This is a genomic window from Haliea sp. E1-2-M8, from assembly GCF_030649675.1.
Lineage (GTDB): Bacteria > Pseudomonadota > Gammaproteobacteria > Pseudomonadales > Halieaceae > Haliea.
Window position 1 is genome coordinate 1 of sequence record NZ_JAUTDR010000033.1, and the last position, 15349, is coordinate 15349.

Here is a 15349-nt window from a genome sequence, read left to right on the forward strand (position 1 = left end):
ACCCAAATCTCGGCTCAGACACACTCGTTAATCATATAATCCAATAATGAATCGATGAGTCACTTGTTGTGTCTGAATAGTCGTACAACTATCCCAACAAGTGCCCACACATCTGTCTTCGTTTCCTTGTTAAATAACCCAGGACCGCCAGGGCCGTGGTTTCCGCCAGAGACTGTAGCCTCTAACGGGGACGCGTATTATACCGATGAGTGACTGCTTGGCAACAGCTATTTGCAATATCTTGCTGGCAGCTGCTGCCGGTAACTCACTTCAGTTTCTCAACCCAAGCACTTGAAAGTAAAAGGGATAGAGACCCTCTTCGCGGGCTTGGCGTCGCTGCCACTGCGAAGGGAGGCGAACTATACGCAGCGGATCAGGGCTGCGCAACACTATTCGCAAAAAATAGTTCAGACAGGCCGATTTTGCCAGTTTTTGCGCTGCCCGAACCCAACTTCACACGAGTTCGAACAGGTGGTATTTCTTCTTGCCCAGCCGGGCGAGAAAAAAACGGCCGTAAAGCGCAAGATTCCGATTGAGGCAATCGCCCACCCGCTCGTTATCTTCCCAACCCAGGGCGCGACCGTTGAAAAACACAGCCTGCCGGCCAAGGGCATCCTTCACCTGCTTGCCGGAAGCCGCCATGCCCGCATCTGCAAGCAAATGGGTCAGGGTGGCGGGCAGCGTCCCGGTAGTCAGCGCACTGGCGGGCAGGCCGTCCTGACGCAACTGTTCCAGGTCATTTTCCGATAGCTGCGCGAGATCGCCACTAAACAGGGCGTCGGTAATGCGCTGGGCCGCAGCGAGGCCAGAGTCCCCATGCACCAGCAGAGTCACCTCTCGCGCCAGCACCGCCTGCGCCTCCGGGCGGCCTTGCCGCTCCTCGTCCGCTCGCTGCAGCGCGTCGATAGTAGCCACCGGCAGGAAGGTGAAGTATTTCAGGAAGCGATAGGCATCCACGTCGGCCGTATTCAGCCAGAACTGGTAAAAGGCATAGGGGGAGGTACGCGCCGGGTCCAGCCAGACAGTGCCGGATTCGGTCTTGCCAAACTTGGTGCCGTCCGCCTTCGTTATCAGCGGCATGGTCAAACCGAACACCTGCTTGCCGTACATGCGCCGCGTCAGGTCGATGCCACCGGTGATATTGCCCCACTGGTCAGACCCGCCAAGCTGCAGACTGCAATCATAACGGTGGCTGAGTTCAGCGAAATCGAAAGACTGCAGGATCATATAGGTGAATTCAGTAAAACTGATGCCGCTACCTTCTCGCTCAATGCGCTGCTTGACGGACTCCTTCTGGATCATGGCATTGACCGAGAAGTGCTTGCCCACATCCCGCAGGAAGGTCAGCACATCCATACCCTGAGTCCAGTCCAGATTGTTGACCACCTCGGCGGAGGCAGGGCCAGCGTCGAACTCGATGAAACGGGACACCTGCTGGCGGATTTTCTCGACCCAGCTCGCGATCACCTCCGGCGTATTGAGCTGACGCTCCTGGGCCTTGAAGGACGGGTCGCCGATCAGACCAGTCGCGCCACCCACCAGGGCCAACGGCCGGTGGCCCGCCAACTGGAACCGGCGCAGCATCAGCAGAGGCACCAGGGATCCGATGTGCAGGCTGTCGGCAGTGGGGTCAAAGCCGCAGTACAGCGTGCGTGAACCGCCATCCAGCCAGGCTGGCAGCTGATCTTCTCCCGCTACCTGAAAGATCAGGCCTCGGGCTTGGAGGTCGGTCAGCAGGGCACTACTCATCGGGCGACTCCCGGATTTGGCGGCCAAGACGGCCTTTTGGGGGGCGCAAACCATACAATAAGGCTGGGGAAAAGCAAATCTTATGTTCCCTCAGGCCCTGTCAGAATGCCGAAATCTTTTATATACTCAAAGGCCTACAAAGCACAGCTAACAACGATTATGCGCAATTCGGGAAATTATCGGGGAGCGACAGTCATGCCAGCAGGCACGCGGCGGCTGCACCGGAAACACTTGCTGGCTGTCGGATTACTGTCGGCGCTGGTAGCCGCAGCCACCGTTCTCACGCCCTCTGGCGAGGTTAACGCCAACCGCGAGGACACGCCAAACCTGGGGCTCCAGCTGGACAGCGACATCCTCCAGCCCATCGAGGTGAACCCGCGGCAAGCCACGGCGTTGACGACGGCCCCAGCACCGGTAGTGGAGCAGGAAACCGTGGCCGCGTCCGCCTGGGATGAACAGACTGTTCGTCGCGGCGACAACCTGTCGCTGATCTTCAAGCGCGCCGGGTTCAGCAACACCGATGTCTACCAGGTAGTCAACGAAGCGCCGGAAGGCAAGGCCCTGTCGCGTATCTATCCGGGCCAGACCATCGCCTTCGAGACAGCGGCTGACGGCGCCCTGCAGGCTGTGCGGCACGTCATCTCGCCGCTGGAGTCCGTTACCTACCGGCGCACGGATTCCGGCTTTGAGACAGAGCGGGTATTCCGCCAGACCGAGCTGCATGAATCCTGGGTCAGCGCCGAGATAACCTCCTCCCTGTTCATGGCAGGCAAGGACGCCGGGCTGTCCACCCCCCTGATTCTCGACCTGGCCAATATTTTCGGCGGCGTCATAGACTTCGTGCAGGACCCGCGCAAGGGTGACACGTTCCACGTGATCTACGAGGAACTGTACCTCGAGGGTGAAAAGTACCGCGACGGCACCATCCTCGCCGCCTCCTTTACCAACCGGGGCAAGACTTTCAATGCCTTCCGCTACGAAGACAAGGATGGCGACGTGGTCTATTACAATGAGGAGGGCGAAAGCATGCGCAAGGCCTTCCTGCTGGCGCCGGTCGATTTCACCCGTATCAGTTCCAACTACAATCCGCGCCGTTTGCACCCGATCTACAAAACCACCCGGCCACACCGGGGCACCGATTATGCGGCCCCCACCGGCACTCCGGTCTATGCCTCCGGCGATGGTCGGGTCATCAAGGCTGGCTATACCCGGGCCAACGGCAACTACCTGTTTGTACAACACGGTGACCGCTACATCACCCGTTACCTGCACCTGCATCAACGCAGGGCAAAGGAAGGACAGCGCGTAGCCCAGGGCCAGGTTATCGGCACCGTGGGCTCCACCGGCGCAGCAACCGGCCCCCACCTGCACTACGAATTCCTGATCGATGGCCAACACCGCGACCCGCGCAAAGTGCATCAGGAACTGCCCAAGGCAAAAATGCTCGCGGCGGCAGAAATTCCCGCCTTCAAGGCTGCCACCGCCAATACCTCCCGGCAGCTTGCTGGCCTGCAGTCGGACACCAGGCTGGCCCTGAGCAGCAGCGAAACCGGAGAAACTGCGCCGGCGCCCTGAAGTGGCTGCCCGTGAGCTGTACATCGGCCTCATGTCTGGCACCAGCATCGATGCCATCGATGCTGCCCTGATTCGCTGTACCGATCAGGGCTGTGAACTGCTGGCGACCCTGGAACATCCCATCGCGCCTGAACTCCGGCGCGACATCGCTGCCATCAGCCACCCGGGAGCCGACGAAATTGAACGCCTTGGGCGGCTGGATCGTCAGCTGGGCGTCCTGTTCGCCGACGCGGTACTGGCATTGCTGGCGAGCACCCGCCATGGCGCCGACGATATAGCCGCTGTTGGCAGCCATGGCCAAACCATCCGCCACCGCCCACCATCGGCCGGCAACACGCCTGCCTTCACCCTGCAGATCGGCGACCCCAATACCATAGCCGAGCTGACCGGCATCACCACCGTGGCCGACTTTCGTCGCCGCGACATCGCCGCCGGCGGTGAGGGCGCGCCCCTGGCGCCGGGTTTCCACGCTGCGGCGTTTGCCAGTGAGGGTCGCAGTCGCGCGATCGTCAACATCGGCGGCATCGCCAACATCACCCTGCTCCGCGGAACCCATCTGGTCAGCGGCTTTGACACAGGTCCGGGGAATACACTGCTGGATCACTGGACCCGGCGCCACCGGAGCCTGCCCTACGACCGCGACGGGGAGTGGGCGGCCGAAGGCCAGGTGAGTGCCGCCTTGCTGGAGCAACTGCGCAGCCACCCCTACCTCGCTCGCCGCGGACCCCGCAGTACCGGCAAGGAGGCTTTCAACCTGGCCTGGCTGGACTCCTGCCTGCACACGCTGCCCGCGCTGGACCCGCGGGACGTACAGGCCACCCTGGCCGAGATCACTGCCGACAGTATCGCCAGCGCAATTACGGGCGCAGCAGAGGGGGTTGATGAAGTCTATGTTTGTGGTGGAGGCGCCCGCAACACGGACCTGATGCGGCGCCTCTACCGCCTGCTGGCGCCGCGGCGCCTGGACACCACCGCAACGCTGGGCATGGACCCCGAGTGGGTTGAAGCTGCAGCTTTTGCCTGGCTGGCGTGGCGCACCCTGAGCGGCCTTGCGGGCAATGCCGCCGCCGTGACCGGTGCTAGCGGAGCCAGGGTGCTGGGTGGTATCTATCCCGCGGGTGGGGTCTGAGCGGCCGTTTTCAGATAGAAAACGAAGCGCCGCAGCCGCAGGTGGTCGCCGCATTGGGGTTGTTGATGACAAAGCGTGACCCTTCCAGACCCTCGGTGTAGTCAACTTCGGAACCCACCAGGTACTGGAAGCTCATCGGATCCACGAGCACGGCAATGCCGTCGCGCTCGATAATTGTGTCATCCTCCGCCGCGGTGTCTTCGAAAGAAAAACCGTACTGGAAGCCGGAGCAGCCGCCCCCGGTGATATAGACGCGCAGCTTCAGGCCCGGATTCTCTTCCTCCTCGACCAGCTCACGCACCTTGTTCACCGCCCGGGCAGTGAGGTTGATGCCGCCGGGATTGAATGATTCAGCTACGGACATGATTGTTCTCCGGGGTACCGATGCCCCCCGCCTTGACTGCATTGGGCGAGCATTATGGTAAGTCCGAGTATTCTAGTCAACTTTAGCTGGGAGCGCCTAGCTGGGGGCGCCTAGCTGGGGGCGCCTGGCTGGGGGCGCCTTAGCTGGGTCCTCAGCCGGCGCGCCCATTGATGGTGGCGTCACCGGACCGTTGCAGCGCCGCGCTTACTTCCCGGCATGAGTAAATTTCTCCTGCACCCGCCAGGGGTACTGCTCCCGCGCCTCGGCCTTGCTGGGCGCGGACAGGGTTGCCACGACACTGACCGCCCGGGGTTCAAAGCCCTCCGGTAACACCAGGTCGCCCTCTATCGACTGAAAATAGCGAAATCGCAGAGGCAGGATAGTGCTCTCAAGATCCGCACTCAACTCCGCAAGAGGATAACTGCGCGGCGCTCCCGCCTGCTGTCCGCTAACCTCTGCGTAAAGCTCACCCTGCAGCGGCCTGTGCTTGCGTGCCTCCTGCTGCGCGACAATACGGAAGCCATAGCGGCGGGGCTCTTCCCGGGCCACCAACTCAATCTCGCGCAGGCTGAACCCCTGGGCGATCTCCCCCGGCGCCATCAGGCTGCGATAAAACCGGATCCCCTCCTCCAGGCCCGCTATCTGTTCCTTTTGCCCCGCCAGCTCCTGCCGCACCAGCTCCAGCGCGGCGCGATCCACTTCGTGCCGGGCCACCAGCACCCCCAGTTGGCGGCCAAGGTTGTCTTCTTCCGCCCGCGCCGCCTGCAGGGCCGCACCCTGTTCCCGGTAGCGCTGGGGGTCAATACTGATCCCGCTGAACGCGGCCTGCCGACCCAATATAAAACCCACGCCCAGTATCAGCGCCGCGGACAGGGCCAACACCAGCACCACTATTTGCTGGTGACGGACGCGATAGCGGCGGACCACCGTGCGATAGCGATCGCTGCTCACGGGAACCTCAAGGGAGCAGGCCCACCAGTTCCAGGCCCGCCTGTTCCGGCAGGCCGAACATGATGTTCATGTTTTGTAGCGCCTGACCCGAGGCACCTTTCACCAGGTTGTCGATGGTGGACATAACCACCACAGTGTCGCGATCCTGCGGCACCATGATCGACAGCTGGCAGCGGTTGGCGCCCTTGACCGTGCGGGTCTGGGGGAACATCCCGCGAGGCAGCACATCGACAAAGGGTTCAGCGGCATAGTAGTCCTCGTAGAGCGCCTGTAAATCCCCCGCCGGGCTCCGCAAGCGGGCGAACAGGGTCGCGTGAATGCCCCGCACGATGGGCAGCAGATGGGGCACAAAAGTAACTGCCACCGGCGAGCCTGAGACGTCCGCCAGACCCTGCTCTATCTCCGGCAGGTGGCGGTGTCCACCAACCCCATAGGCCTTGAAACTGCCCGCAACCTCGCTCAGGAGATTGTCGATCTTCGCCTGGCGCCCGGCGCCGCTGGCTCCGGAGGCGGCACTGGCAATCAGCGTGGCCGGATCGACCAGACCCTTGGCCAACAACGGTATCCAGCCCAGCTGGATCGCCGTGGGATAACAGCCCGGGCAGGCAACCAGCCTGGCGCCCCTGATCCGGTCGCGGTTGACTTCCGGCAGGCCGTACACGGCCTCCGGCAGCAACTCGGGACTGGCATGGGGCTCCCCGTACCACTGGGACCAGAGGGCCGCGTCGCGAATCCGGTAATCCGCAGAGAGGTCAATGACCCGGCTACCGGCGGCCAGCAGCTCCGGCACCAGTTGCATGGCAACATTGTGCGGGGTGGCGAAAAACACCACATCGCAGGCAGCCAGCAGCGCCACATCGGGTTCGGCAAAAACGAGGTCAAAGTGGCCTCGCAGGTTGGGGTACAGGTCATCCACCCGGCGCCCCGCCTCGGCGCGGGAGGTGATAGCCACCACCTCCACGTCCCGGTGCAGCGCCAGCAGACGCAATAACTCGACCCCGGTGTACCCGGTGCCTCCGACAATACCTGCCCTGATCATGCTCACTCCCTGCTGCAGCGCCGGGGAGTCCACGCGCTCCCTGGCGATAAAGAAACGTCCTAGTATAAAAGCAAACCCGCCGCGGATAACTGTTAATATTCGGGATCAAACATTAGCGTACAAGGCGCCGGATCGCTCCCATGCTGTGGCTCAAGGCTTTTCACCTCATTTTCATGGTCTGCTGGTTTGCTGGATTATTCTACCTGCCACGGATACTGGTGTACTTCGCTGCCAGCGAGGACGCGGCGACCCGCGCCCAGCTCGCGGTCATGGCGCGCAAGCTGTACCGGTTTGTCACTCCGTTCATGCTGCTGACCATCGCCTTTGGCATTGCCCTGATCACTACCAACCCGGACTATTACCTGACCGCAACCTGGCTTTGGGTGAAAATCGCCGGAGTGGCGTTTCTGGTAGGCTACCACCTCCAGTGCGGCCGTTATGTGCGCGAGGCAAATGCGGACAGCAACCGCCACGGTCACGTTTTCTACAGGTTTTTCAATGAAATACCGGTACTGTTCCTGTTTGCCATCGTCATCCTGGCGGTGGTCAGGCCCTTTTGACGCAGGCGGGGCAACTCTGGCTATACTGACCCGCACGCAATAATCGGTCGCGGCAACGCTTGCCCGCGGCGGCACCCGCACTACCTCAGGAAAGGATCACATGAGCACATCCCAGCAGTTGTTCGAGCGCGCCCGCCAGCACATCCCCGGCGGAGTGAACTCCCCGGTACGCGCCTTCAAGGCGGTGGGCGGCACGCCGGTCTTTATCGAGCGCGCCGACGGCGCCTATTTTCATGACTGCGAGGGCAAGCGCTACCTTGACTACGTGCTGTCCTGGGGCCCGATGCTGATGGGGCACAACCACCCCCACGTCCGCGAGGCCGTCATTCGCCAGAGCGAGAAAGGGCTGAGCTTCGGCGCGCCTACCGAGCTGGAAATCCAGCTGGCGGACCGGATCTGCGAGATCATGCCGGGCATGGACCTGGTGCGCATGGTGAACTCCGGCACCGAGGCCACCATGAGCGCCATCCGCCTGGCCCGCGGCTGCACCGGCCGCGACACCATCGTCAAGTTCGAGGGCTGCTACCACGGCCACTCCGACTCCCTGCTGGTGAAAGCCGGCTCCGGCGCCCTGACCCTGGGTGTCCCCAGCTCACCCGGTGTCCCCGCCGCGCTCGCTGACCACACCATGACCCTCACCTACAACGACAGTGAGGACCTGCACCGCGCCTTCGCCGAGCATGGCGACTCCATCGCCTGCGTCATTGTTGAACCGGTCGCCGGGAACATGAACTGCATTCCGCCGCAGCCGGGCTTTCTGGAGACCATGCGCGAACTGTGCAGCAAGCATGGCGCCGTGCTGATCCTGGACGAGGTGATGACCGGCTTCCGCTTCGGCCTGCAGGGTGCCCAGGGTTACTACGGGATCGAGGCCGACCTGACCTGCCTGGGCAAGGTCATCGGCGGCGGCATGCCGGTCGGCGCCTTCGGCGGTAAACGCGAGTTCATGGAACAGATCGCGCCCCTGGGGCCGGTGTACCAGGCCGGCACCCTGTCCGGCAACCCGATCGCGATGGCCGCGGGCCTCGCCACCATGGAAGTCATCTCCGCGCCGGGCTTCTACGAGCCGGTCTTCAGCCGCACCAGCCAGCTTTGCGAGGGGCTGGAGCAGGCGGCGGCCGCGGCCGGTGTGCCGTTCACCACCAACCACGCCGGCACCATGTTCGGCGGCTTCTTCACCGACGCGGCGACGGTCACCAATTACAGCCAGGTCATGGCCTGCGACACGCCCGCATTCAACCGCTTTTTCCATGCCATGCTGGACGCCGGTGTCTACCTGGCACCCGCCTCCTACGAGGCCGGGTTCATGTCCGCGGCTCACACCGACGCCGATATCGCTGCCACCGTGGATGCCGCCCGCGCGGCTTTCGCCAGCCTCTGACCGGAGACCGATACCATGTTCCAGAGCCAGCGCGGCCCCTTCCCCCAGACACGCATGCGACGCCTGCGGGCGCAGGAGTTTTCCCGGCGCCTGGTCAGGGAGAGCACCCTGACCCCCGCGGACTTCATCTTTCCGGTGTTCGTGCTGGAGGGCAGCAACCAGCGCGAAGCCATCGCTTCCATGCCCGGCATCGAGCGGCTCAGCATCGACCTGCTGGTGACCCAGGCCCGGGAAGCGCTGGACCTGGGTGTGCCGGCGCTGGCCCTGTTCCCGGTGGTCGCCGCCGGCAGGAAAAGCCCGGGCGCCGAGGAGGCATGGAACCCGGACGGCCTGGTGCAGCGGGCAGTGAAGTCGCTGAAGGACGCCCTGCCGGACCTGGGCGTGATCACCGATGTCGCCCTGGACCCCTACACCACCCACGGCCAGGACGGCATCATAGACGACAGCGGCTACGTGCTGAACGACATCACCAGCGACGCCCTGGTGCAGCAGGCCCTTTCGCACGCAGATGCCGGGGCGGACGTGGTCGCGCCCTCGGACATGATGGACGGCCGTATCGGCGCCATCCGCACGGTGCTGGAACAGCACAGCCACCACAACACGCTGATCATGGCCTACGCCGCCAAGTACGCCTCCAGCTACTATGGGCCGTTCCGCGATGCGGTGGGTTCCGCCGGCAACATCAAGGGCGGCAACAAGTACAGCTACCAGATGGACCCGGCCAACAGTGACGAAGCGCTGCACGAGTGTGCGCTGGACCTGGCCGAGGGCGCCGACATGATCATGGTCAAACCGGGTATGCCCTACCTGGATATCGTCAGACGGGTGAAGGACGAGCTGAAAACGCCCACCTTTGCCTACCAGGTCAGCGGTGAGTACGCCATGCACATGGCCGCCTTCGAACAGGGCTGGCTCACCCGGGAGCCGGTAATGCTGGAATCGCTGCTGGCCTTCAAGCGCGCCGGCTGCGACGGCATTCTCACCTATTTTGCGCTGCAGGCAGCGCGGGCACTGCAGTAGGGGCGTGCCGGTGCTTAGCTGGCAGCGCACCCTGGGCAAGTTCGCCTGTACCGCACTGGGTCTGCTGGCTGCACTGGCCCAGGCTGCCCCAGAAGAGGAGTGCAGCTGCCTGTGGCAGGGCAGTTTCGCCGAGGTCCAGGCGCAGGTCGACCTGGTAGCTGCAGTCACCGTCCTGGGCGGCAAGGGCAATTCCCTTGATGTCACGGTGGACCGGATTCTGCGCGGACGGGAGTTCAAGGAGGAAGTTCGGCTCTGGCTGAAGGCGCGGGATTACTGCCGGCCGGAAGCGAAAGAATTTCCGGTCGGCACGCGCTGGGTCCTGGCCCTATACCGGATTACCGAAGAGGTGCCGGGGGGCTTCAACCCCGATACGCCCAATCTCAGCTATGGGCGCATCGACGACTACCGCCTGTCCAGCTGTGGCGGCTACTGGCTTGAGATCCAGGAAGACCGGGTCACCGGCAACCTGGTCGATGCCCCGCGCTGGGAGCGAGCGCCGAAAATGACCCCGGTTCTGCTGGAACTGCTGGCGGCCTATATCCGCGGCGAGGTGGACAGCGAGGCGCTGCTGGAAGCGAGCCGTGAGGACCCGGCCCTGCGCGAGTTGATGCTGGATACCAGGGAGTTTCTGCGCCAGATTCGCTAGCTCGGCAGCGTCTCAGCGGCGCCAGCTACGGCGGCGCTGATCGGTGTCCTCGACCAGATCCATGAGTTCATCCAGCATCGCCAGCGACAGGCCCCAGATGCGGTAGCGGCCGTACAGGTAACAGGGCATCTTCAGGGTCAGGCGGTTGCGCCGCCAGCGCATGGTTTCGCGGTTGGCGTTGTTCAACAGGAACTCGAGGGGCACCCAGACGACTTCCGCCACCTCGTGGTTGATGCGGAAAACGGGCGCGCGGTCCATGCGGAACACAAAGGGGCTGACCGCCATGCCAAAGGTGCCGCGATGGGGCCTGGCATTGATGTCGGACAGGCGCCCGATGCAGTGAGCCTGGCGCTCCAGGTCCAGCCCCACCTCTTCCCGGGTCTCGCGCAGGGCAACCGCGTAGCCGTGGGCATCGCCGGGATCCATGCGCCCGCCCGGAAAAGCCATGTGTCCAGACCAGGGATCACCCTCCCTTTCTGCGCGCTTGATCATTAGAATATGCAGCTCGCCCTCCCGTACCTGCAGAATCAGCGCCACCGCCGAGCGCTTCATCAGCGGCCGCAGCCAGGGCCTGGCTGGGCGGTGAGTCGCCAGGCGGGTCTCTAGCATTTGCAGCAGGGATATTGGCACCAAGGCTGTCCTTACGGGGTGAGCCACGATTATAGGATTTAACCATGACCAACGACCAGACCATGCTCAGCCTGCAGGCCGTCAACCTCGTGTACCGCTCCAGGCCTGCCCTGCGGCAGCTGGATTGGGAGCTGCGCGCCGGCCAGCACTGGGCCTGTGTCGGGCCCAACGGCGCCGGCAAGACCAGCCTGGCGCGGGTACTCAGCCACCAGGCCAACCACTTTTCCGGTGACTATCTGAGCGCTCCTGCGCTGGAGCAGGATGGCGTGGCCTATGTCTGCTTTGAACAGGCCCAGGCCCTCTGTGCCCGCGATCGCAAGCTCGATGATTCGGAATACCGGGCGGATGCCGCCGACCCCGGCACCCGCGTGCGCGACGCCATTCTCGGCGGGCGCGAGCCGGACCAGCGTTTCCACGCCTGGGTAAGCCGCCTGCGCCTGGGGCACATCCTCGACCGGGGCCTGCGCTTCATTTCCACCGGGGAAATGCGCAAGACCCTGCTGGTGCGGGCACTGCTCAGCCAGCCTGCACTGTTGATCCTGGACAGCCCGCTGGACGGCCTGGACCGGGCCAGCCAGCAGGCGATGCAGGTGGCCATCGACGAACTGCTGGCGGGCGAGCGCAGCCTGCTGCTGTTGTGCCGGCAGTTGGAGGATGTGCCAGCAGGTATCAGCCACCTGCTGGTGCTTGATGAGGGTCGGGTCCTGTGCAGCGGCGAGCGCGAAGCGGTACTCGCGCGCGAGGAGGTGCAGGCCCTGATGCGGCCAACCCTGCCACCGCTGGGCGCCTTGCCAGCGCCGACGCTTCGCAGCTACAGCGTCCCCGAGGGGCCGCTGCTGGACCTGCGCAATGTCAGCGTGGCCTACGGCGAGCTACAGGTCCTGCGCGGCCTGGACTGGCGCCTGGAGCGCGGCCAGCACTGCTGCGTGTCCGGCCCCAATGGCTGCGGCAAGACCACCCTGCTGAGCCTGATCACCGGCGACAACCACAAGGCCTACGGCCAGGACATTACCCTGTTCGGGCGCAAACGCGGCAGCGGCGAGAGTATCTGGGAAATCAAACAGAAGTACGGCCAGCTGGATACCCAGCTACAGCTCAACTTCGCCCGCAACATGAAAGTGGTGGAGGTAGTGGTATCCGGCTTCTTTGACAGCGTTGGCCTGTTCGACGACTGGGGCGATGTCCAGCGCCGCAGCGCGGAGCAATGGCTGGCGGCACTGGGGCTCGGGGCCCACGTCCGGGACAGTTTTGACACCCTGTCCTTCGGCCTGCAGCGCATGGTATTGCTGGCCCGGGCCATGGTGAAGTCGCCGCTCATTCTGCTGCTGGACGAACCCACCCTGGGCCTGGACGGCGCCCATCGCAGGCTGCTGCTGAAGGCGGTGGATCACATCGCTGCCAACAGCGATACGCAAGTGATTTTTGTCAGCCACTCCGCCGGCGACAACCCCGCCTGCATCAACCAGCAACTGCGCTTTGAACCGGACAGCGATGGCTTCCAGGTGGTTTGCGAAAATCTCTAAGGCACTAGCGCGCCAGCGCGCGCAGGGCATTGCACTCCCGCTCGTCGCGGCAGTACAGGGTACCGCGGGAGGCCGTGTCACGCGCCTTTTCGACCTGGCCCTGGGCGGCGTAGACGCGCGCCAGTTGCAGGTAGATTTCCGCGCTGTTGGGATCAATCCGCTGGGCCCGTTCCAGCAGTGCGAGCGCCTGCTCATAGTCACCCTGTGCTGACGCGGCGCTGGCCTTTTCCAGCAGGCTGGCGGCGGCAGAGGTAACGCCGGGATCCGTCGCGGCCGGCTGCGGCGCGGGAGGGTAAGGTTCCGGTACCGGGGTCGCCACCGGTTCCGGGGTGTCGGGCACGGTTTCTCCCGGGGCGGGCCGGGTCTCAATCGGAGCACGCTCGCTGCCGGGCATGCTGTAGATTGCGCAGCCCGTCAGCACCAGGGCCAGCCCCAGCACGAAACCGCGCTTGAGGAGGAGATTTATCTGCATCAATTGTCACCCCTGAACAGCGACTGGAACCAGTCGCGAATAGTGCCCGACTTCTCCCTGCCGGTGCAATTACTGCGTTGGCGCGGCTCGGAGCCGGTGACGAACGGCATCAGCCGGGCTCCCGGGCAGCCCTCGCCGGTGAGGTAACCGGTACTGCTGTCGATCCAGTGCGGCTGCATATCTTCCGGCATCCGGTAGGCGAGTGAGCGCTGGCTGGCGTTGGCCATGAAGTGGGCCCAGACCTTGAGCGCGCCGGTACTGCCGGTGAGGCCGGTGCCGCTGTTGTCGTCGCGACCGATCCAGGTCACCGCCAGCAGGTCACCGGAGAATCCGGCAAACCAGGAATCGCGACCATCGTTGGTAGTGCCGGTCTTGCCGGCCGCCTGGAAGCTGTTGTCCAGATAGGCATAGGCGCCGCGTCCGGTACCCTCGCGCAGCACCTCGAGCAGAGCATAATGCAGCAGGTGTACCGCCTGCAGGCTCACCGTGCGGTCGTACTCCAACGGGTAGCGCCGCAGGGGCGTGCCGTCGGCGTCGACAATATCGCGAATGCTGCGCAGGGGCATGCGGAAGCCGCCGGCGGCGATACTCTGGTACATCGCCGCCATGTCCATCGGGGAATACTCCCCTGCGCCCAGGGTCAGTGCCGGTACCTGGGGGATGGAACCCTCGATACCGAGACGGCGCAGCATAGCCACTACCTTGTCGATCCCGATCGCCAGCCCGAGCCGGGCGGTGGCAAGGTTGTAGGAACTGGCAAGGGCACTGTGCAACAGCACCTCGCCATGGGCCTGGCGGTCAAAGTTGCGCGGCTCCCAGACCTCATCATTGGAGCCCGGCACCTGCAGCGGCGTGTCCGAGAGCGGCGTGGCCAGGGTATAGCGCCGCGGCTGCTCCAGGGCCGCCAGGTACACCGCGGGCTTGAGCAGGGAGCCGGCCGGACGCCTGGCATCCAGGGCGCGGTTGAAACCCGCATAGCGAACCTGACGCCCACCCACCAGGGCAACCACCTCGCCACTGTCAAAGCGGGTGACCACCGAGGCCGTCTCCAGCTCACCAGAAGCGTCCAGCTGCTTCAGGATGGCGGTACTGCTCTGCTCTATCTGGCGCTGGATCAGCGGATCGAAGCTGGTAAAAATACTGAGGCCCCGGGTTGTCAGGTCTTCGTTACGGTACTCCAGGCGCAGCTGGCGTCGCACCAGGTCGAGGAAGGCGGGAAAGCTGTCGCGGATGCCCTCGCGGTTGTTGAGGTCCAGCGGCATGCCCCTGGCGATGGCGGCCTGCCCGGCAGACACAAGCCCCTGCTCCACCATCACATCCAGCACCAAATTGCGGCGCTCGCGGGCCCGTTCGGGGTTGCGCAGGGGGTTGTACAGGGACGGACCCTTGACCATGCCCACCAGCAGCGCCTGCTGGTGCAGCCCCAGCTGTTCCAGCGGCCGGTCGAAATAGTGGCGCGCAGCCAGGGCGAAGCCGTGAATGGCCCGCGGCCCCTCCTGGCCCAGGTAGACCTCGTTGATATAGCTCTCGAGAATCTGCTCCTTGCTGAAGTGCAGCTCCAGCAGCACTGCCATCAGCAGCTCAGTCACCTTGCGGACAATGGTGCGTTCGGGCGTAAGGTAGTAGTTCTTCACCAGCTGCTGGGTGATGGTGCTGCCTCCAGCCACCACCTGGCCGGAACGCACATTGCTGATCGCCGCACGCAGGATACCGGTGAGCGAGAAACCCCAGTGCTGGTAGAACCGCTGATCCTCCACCGCGAGCAGGGTCGCCAGCAGGCTCTCCGGCACGTCCTCCAGCCGCACCAGAATCCGGTCTTCGCCGTGCTGGGGATAGATGCCACCGATCTGCACCGGGTCCAGGCGCATCAGGTCGATGGCGCCGCCGCTGCCCGACAGGGACTGCAAACGCTTGTCCGCCACCGCCAGGCGCACCTGCCGGGGCGGTTCGCGCTCACCGGGAAAGTCGAAGCCCCGGGTATACAGCTCGAAACGGTTGCCCGCACGCGCCACCTCGCCCGGGCGGCGCGCAGCGGTGACCTTGCGATAACCGAGAATCTCGAGTTCCCAGGCCAGGTCGTCTGCCGACAGGGTTGCACCCGGAAACAGCTCCAGCGGGCGAGCGTACACCTTGGCCGGTATTTCCCACATCTTGTCGGTAAAGGTCGCGGTAATGCGGACGTCGAGATACACCATGAACAGCACCCCCGCAACCGCGAGGGCAAGGAACAGCTTCAGAAAAGGTCGACGGGTTCTGGCCATGATCTCGGAGTTTACAGCACAGCCGGTTGCAATGGGTCGGGGGTGACGG

General features: G+C 64.1%; 14 protein-coding genes. 7 read left to right on the forward strand and 7 right to left on the reverse strand.

Features of this window, described 5'->3' with window-relative positions; genetic code table 11:
* Nucleotides 1-453: 453 nt before the first annotated feature.
* Entirely contained in the window at nt 454-1749 is a 1296-nt protein-coding gene (gene tyrS / locus Q6D67_RS19340; RefSeq protein ID WP_304707317.1) for a tyrosine--tRNA ligase, read from the reverse strand.
* A gap of 195 nt (nt 1750-1944) precedes the next feature.
* Here tyrS and Q6D67_RS19345 point away from each other — a divergent pair, with 195 nt between their 5' ends.
* A complete protein-coding gene (locus Q6D67_RS19345; RefSeq protein WP_304707318.1) occupies nt 1945-3324 on the forward strand; it encodes a peptidoglycan DD-metalloendopeptidase family protein in 1380 nt (459 codons plus the stop codon).
* 1 nt (nt 3325) lies between these two features.
* On the forward strand, nt 3326-4453 hold the full coding sequence (locus Q6D67_RS19350) for an anhydro-N-acetylmuramic acid kinase (RefSeq protein ID WP_304707319.1): 1128 nt from the start codon (nt 3326-3328) through the stop codon (nt 4451-4453).
* A 10-nt stretch (nt 4454-4463) separates the two neighbouring features.
* On the opposite strand, the gene erpA is transcribed toward Q6D67_RS19350, so the two are convergent.
* The 3 genes from erpA to argC form a co-directional block, all read right to left on the reverse strand.
* Nucleotides 4464-4817, reverse strand: a complete 354-nt coding sequence (gene erpA, locus Q6D67_RS19355; protein WP_304707320.1) for an iron-sulfur cluster insertion protein ErpA — start codon at nt 4815-4817, stop codon at nt 4464-4466.
* A 204-nt stretch (nt 4818-5021) separates the two neighbouring features.
* Nucleotides 5022-5768 (reverse strand): DUF6776 family protein, encoded by a 747-nt coding sequence (locus Q6D67_RS19360; protein WP_304707321.1) that lies wholly within the window; start codon nt 5766-5768, stop codon nt 5022-5024.
* A gap of 7 nt (nt 5769-5775) precedes the next feature.
* Nucleotides 5776-6807, reverse strand: coding sequence for an N-acetyl-gamma-glutamyl-phosphate reductase (argC, locus tag Q6D67_RS19365; protein WP_304707322.1), 1032 nt, complete (start codon nt 6805-6807; stop codon nt 5776-5778).
* A gap of 140 nt (nt 6808-6947) precedes the next feature.
* Between argC and Q6D67_RS19370 the strand changes: the two genes are divergently transcribed.
* The 4 genes from Q6D67_RS19370 to Q6D67_RS19385 all read left to right on the forward strand — a co-directional run bounded on the left by Q6D67_RS19370 (nt 6948) and on the right by Q6D67_RS19385 (nt 10414).
* Complete coding sequence (locus Q6D67_RS19370) at nt 6948-7367, forward strand: CopD family protein (protein ID WP_304707323.1); 420 nt, start codon at nt 6948-6950, stop codon at nt 7365-7367.
* Nucleotides 7368-7467: 100 nt separating this feature from the next.
* Nucleotides 7468-8748 carry a glutamate-1-semialdehyde 2,1-aminomutase gene (hemL, locus tag Q6D67_RS19375; protein ID WP_304707324.1) on the forward strand — a complete coding sequence of 427 codons (1281 nt, stop codon included), beginning with the start codon at nt 7468-7470 and terminating at the stop codon, nt 8746-8748.
* 15 nt (nt 8749-8763) lie between these two features.
* Nucleotides 8764-9768: a porphobilinogen synthase gene (gene hemB / locus Q6D67_RS19380; protein WP_304707325.1), complete on the forward strand. Its 1005-nt coding sequence runs from the start codon at nt 8764-8766 to the stop codon at nt 9766-9768.
* Nucleotides 9769-9772: 4 nt separating this feature from the next.
* Nucleotides 9773-10414 (forward strand): delta-aminolevulinic acid dehydratase, encoded by a 642-nt coding sequence (locus Q6D67_RS19385; RefSeq protein WP_304707326.1) that lies wholly within the window; start codon nt 9773-9775, stop codon nt 10412-10414.
* A 12-nt stretch (nt 10415-10426) separates the two neighbouring features.
* Here the strand turns inward: Q6D67_RS19385 and Q6D67_RS19390 are convergent, their stop codons facing one another.
* Entirely contained in the window at nt 10427-11044 is a 618-nt protein-coding gene (locus Q6D67_RS19390) for a CoA pyrophosphatase (RefSeq protein WP_304707327.1), read from the reverse strand.
* A gap of 44 nt (nt 11045-11088) precedes the next feature.
* Between Q6D67_RS19390 and Q6D67_RS19395 the strand changes: the two genes are divergently transcribed.
* Entirely contained in the window at nt 11089-12567 is a 1479-nt protein-coding gene (locus Q6D67_RS19395) for an ATP-binding cassette domain-containing protein (protein ID WP_304707328.1), read from the forward strand.
* Nucleotides 12568-12571: 4 nt separating this feature from the next.
* Here the strand turns inward: Q6D67_RS19395 and Q6D67_RS19400 are convergent, their stop codons facing one another.
* A complete protein-coding gene (locus tag Q6D67_RS19400; protein WP_304707329.1) occupies nt 12572-13039 on the reverse strand; it encodes a tetratricopeptide repeat protein in 468 nt (155 codons plus the stop codon).
* Entirely contained in the window at nt 13039-15300 is a 2262-nt protein-coding gene (gene mrcB, locus Q6D67_RS19405; protein WP_304707330.1) for a penicillin-binding protein 1B, read from the reverse strand. The genes Q6D67_RS19400 and mrcB overlap by 1 nt, the downstream gene beginning before the upstream one ends.
* Between the last annotated feature and the right edge of the window lie 49 nt (nt 15301-15349).

Coding starts and splice junctions, on each gene's coding strand:
- tyrS (WP_304707317.1), bottom strand. CDS start 1,749: ATGAGTAGTGCCCTGCTGACCGACCTCCAAGCCCGAGGCCTGATCTTT.
- Q6D67_RS19345 (WP_304707318.1), top strand. CDS start 1,945: ATGCCAGCAGGCACGCGGCGGCTGCACCGGAAACACTTGCTGGCTGTC.
- erpA (WP_304707320.1), bottom strand. CDS start 4,817: ATGTCCGTAGCTGAATCATTCAATCCCGGCGGCATCAACCTCACTGCC.
- argC (WP_304707322.1), bottom strand. CDS start 6,807: ATGATCAGGGCAGGTATTGTCGGAGGCACCGGGTACACCGGGGTCGAG.
- Q6D67_RS19370 (WP_304707323.1), top strand. CDS start 6,948: ATGCTGTGGCTCAAGGCTTTTCACCTCATTTTCATGGTCTGCTGGTTT.
- hemL (WP_304707324.1), top strand. CDS start 7,468: ATGAGCACATCCCAGCAGTTGTTCGAGCGCGCCCGCCAGCACATCCCC.
- hemB (WP_304707325.1), top strand. CDS start 8,764: ATGTTCCAGAGCCAGCGCGGCCCCTTCCCCCAGACACGCATGCGACGC.
- Q6D67_RS19395 (WP_304707328.1), top strand. CDS start 11,089: ATGACCAACGACCAGACCATGCTCAGCCTGCAGGCCGTCAACCTCGTG.
- Q6D67_RS19400 (WP_304707329.1), bottom strand. CDS start 13,039: ATGCAGATAAATCTCCTCCTCAAGCGCGGTTTCGTGCTGGGGCTGGCC.
- mrcB (WP_304707330.1), bottom strand. CDS start 15,300: ATGGCCAGAACCCGTCGACCTTTTCTGAAGCTGTTCCTTGCCCTCGCG.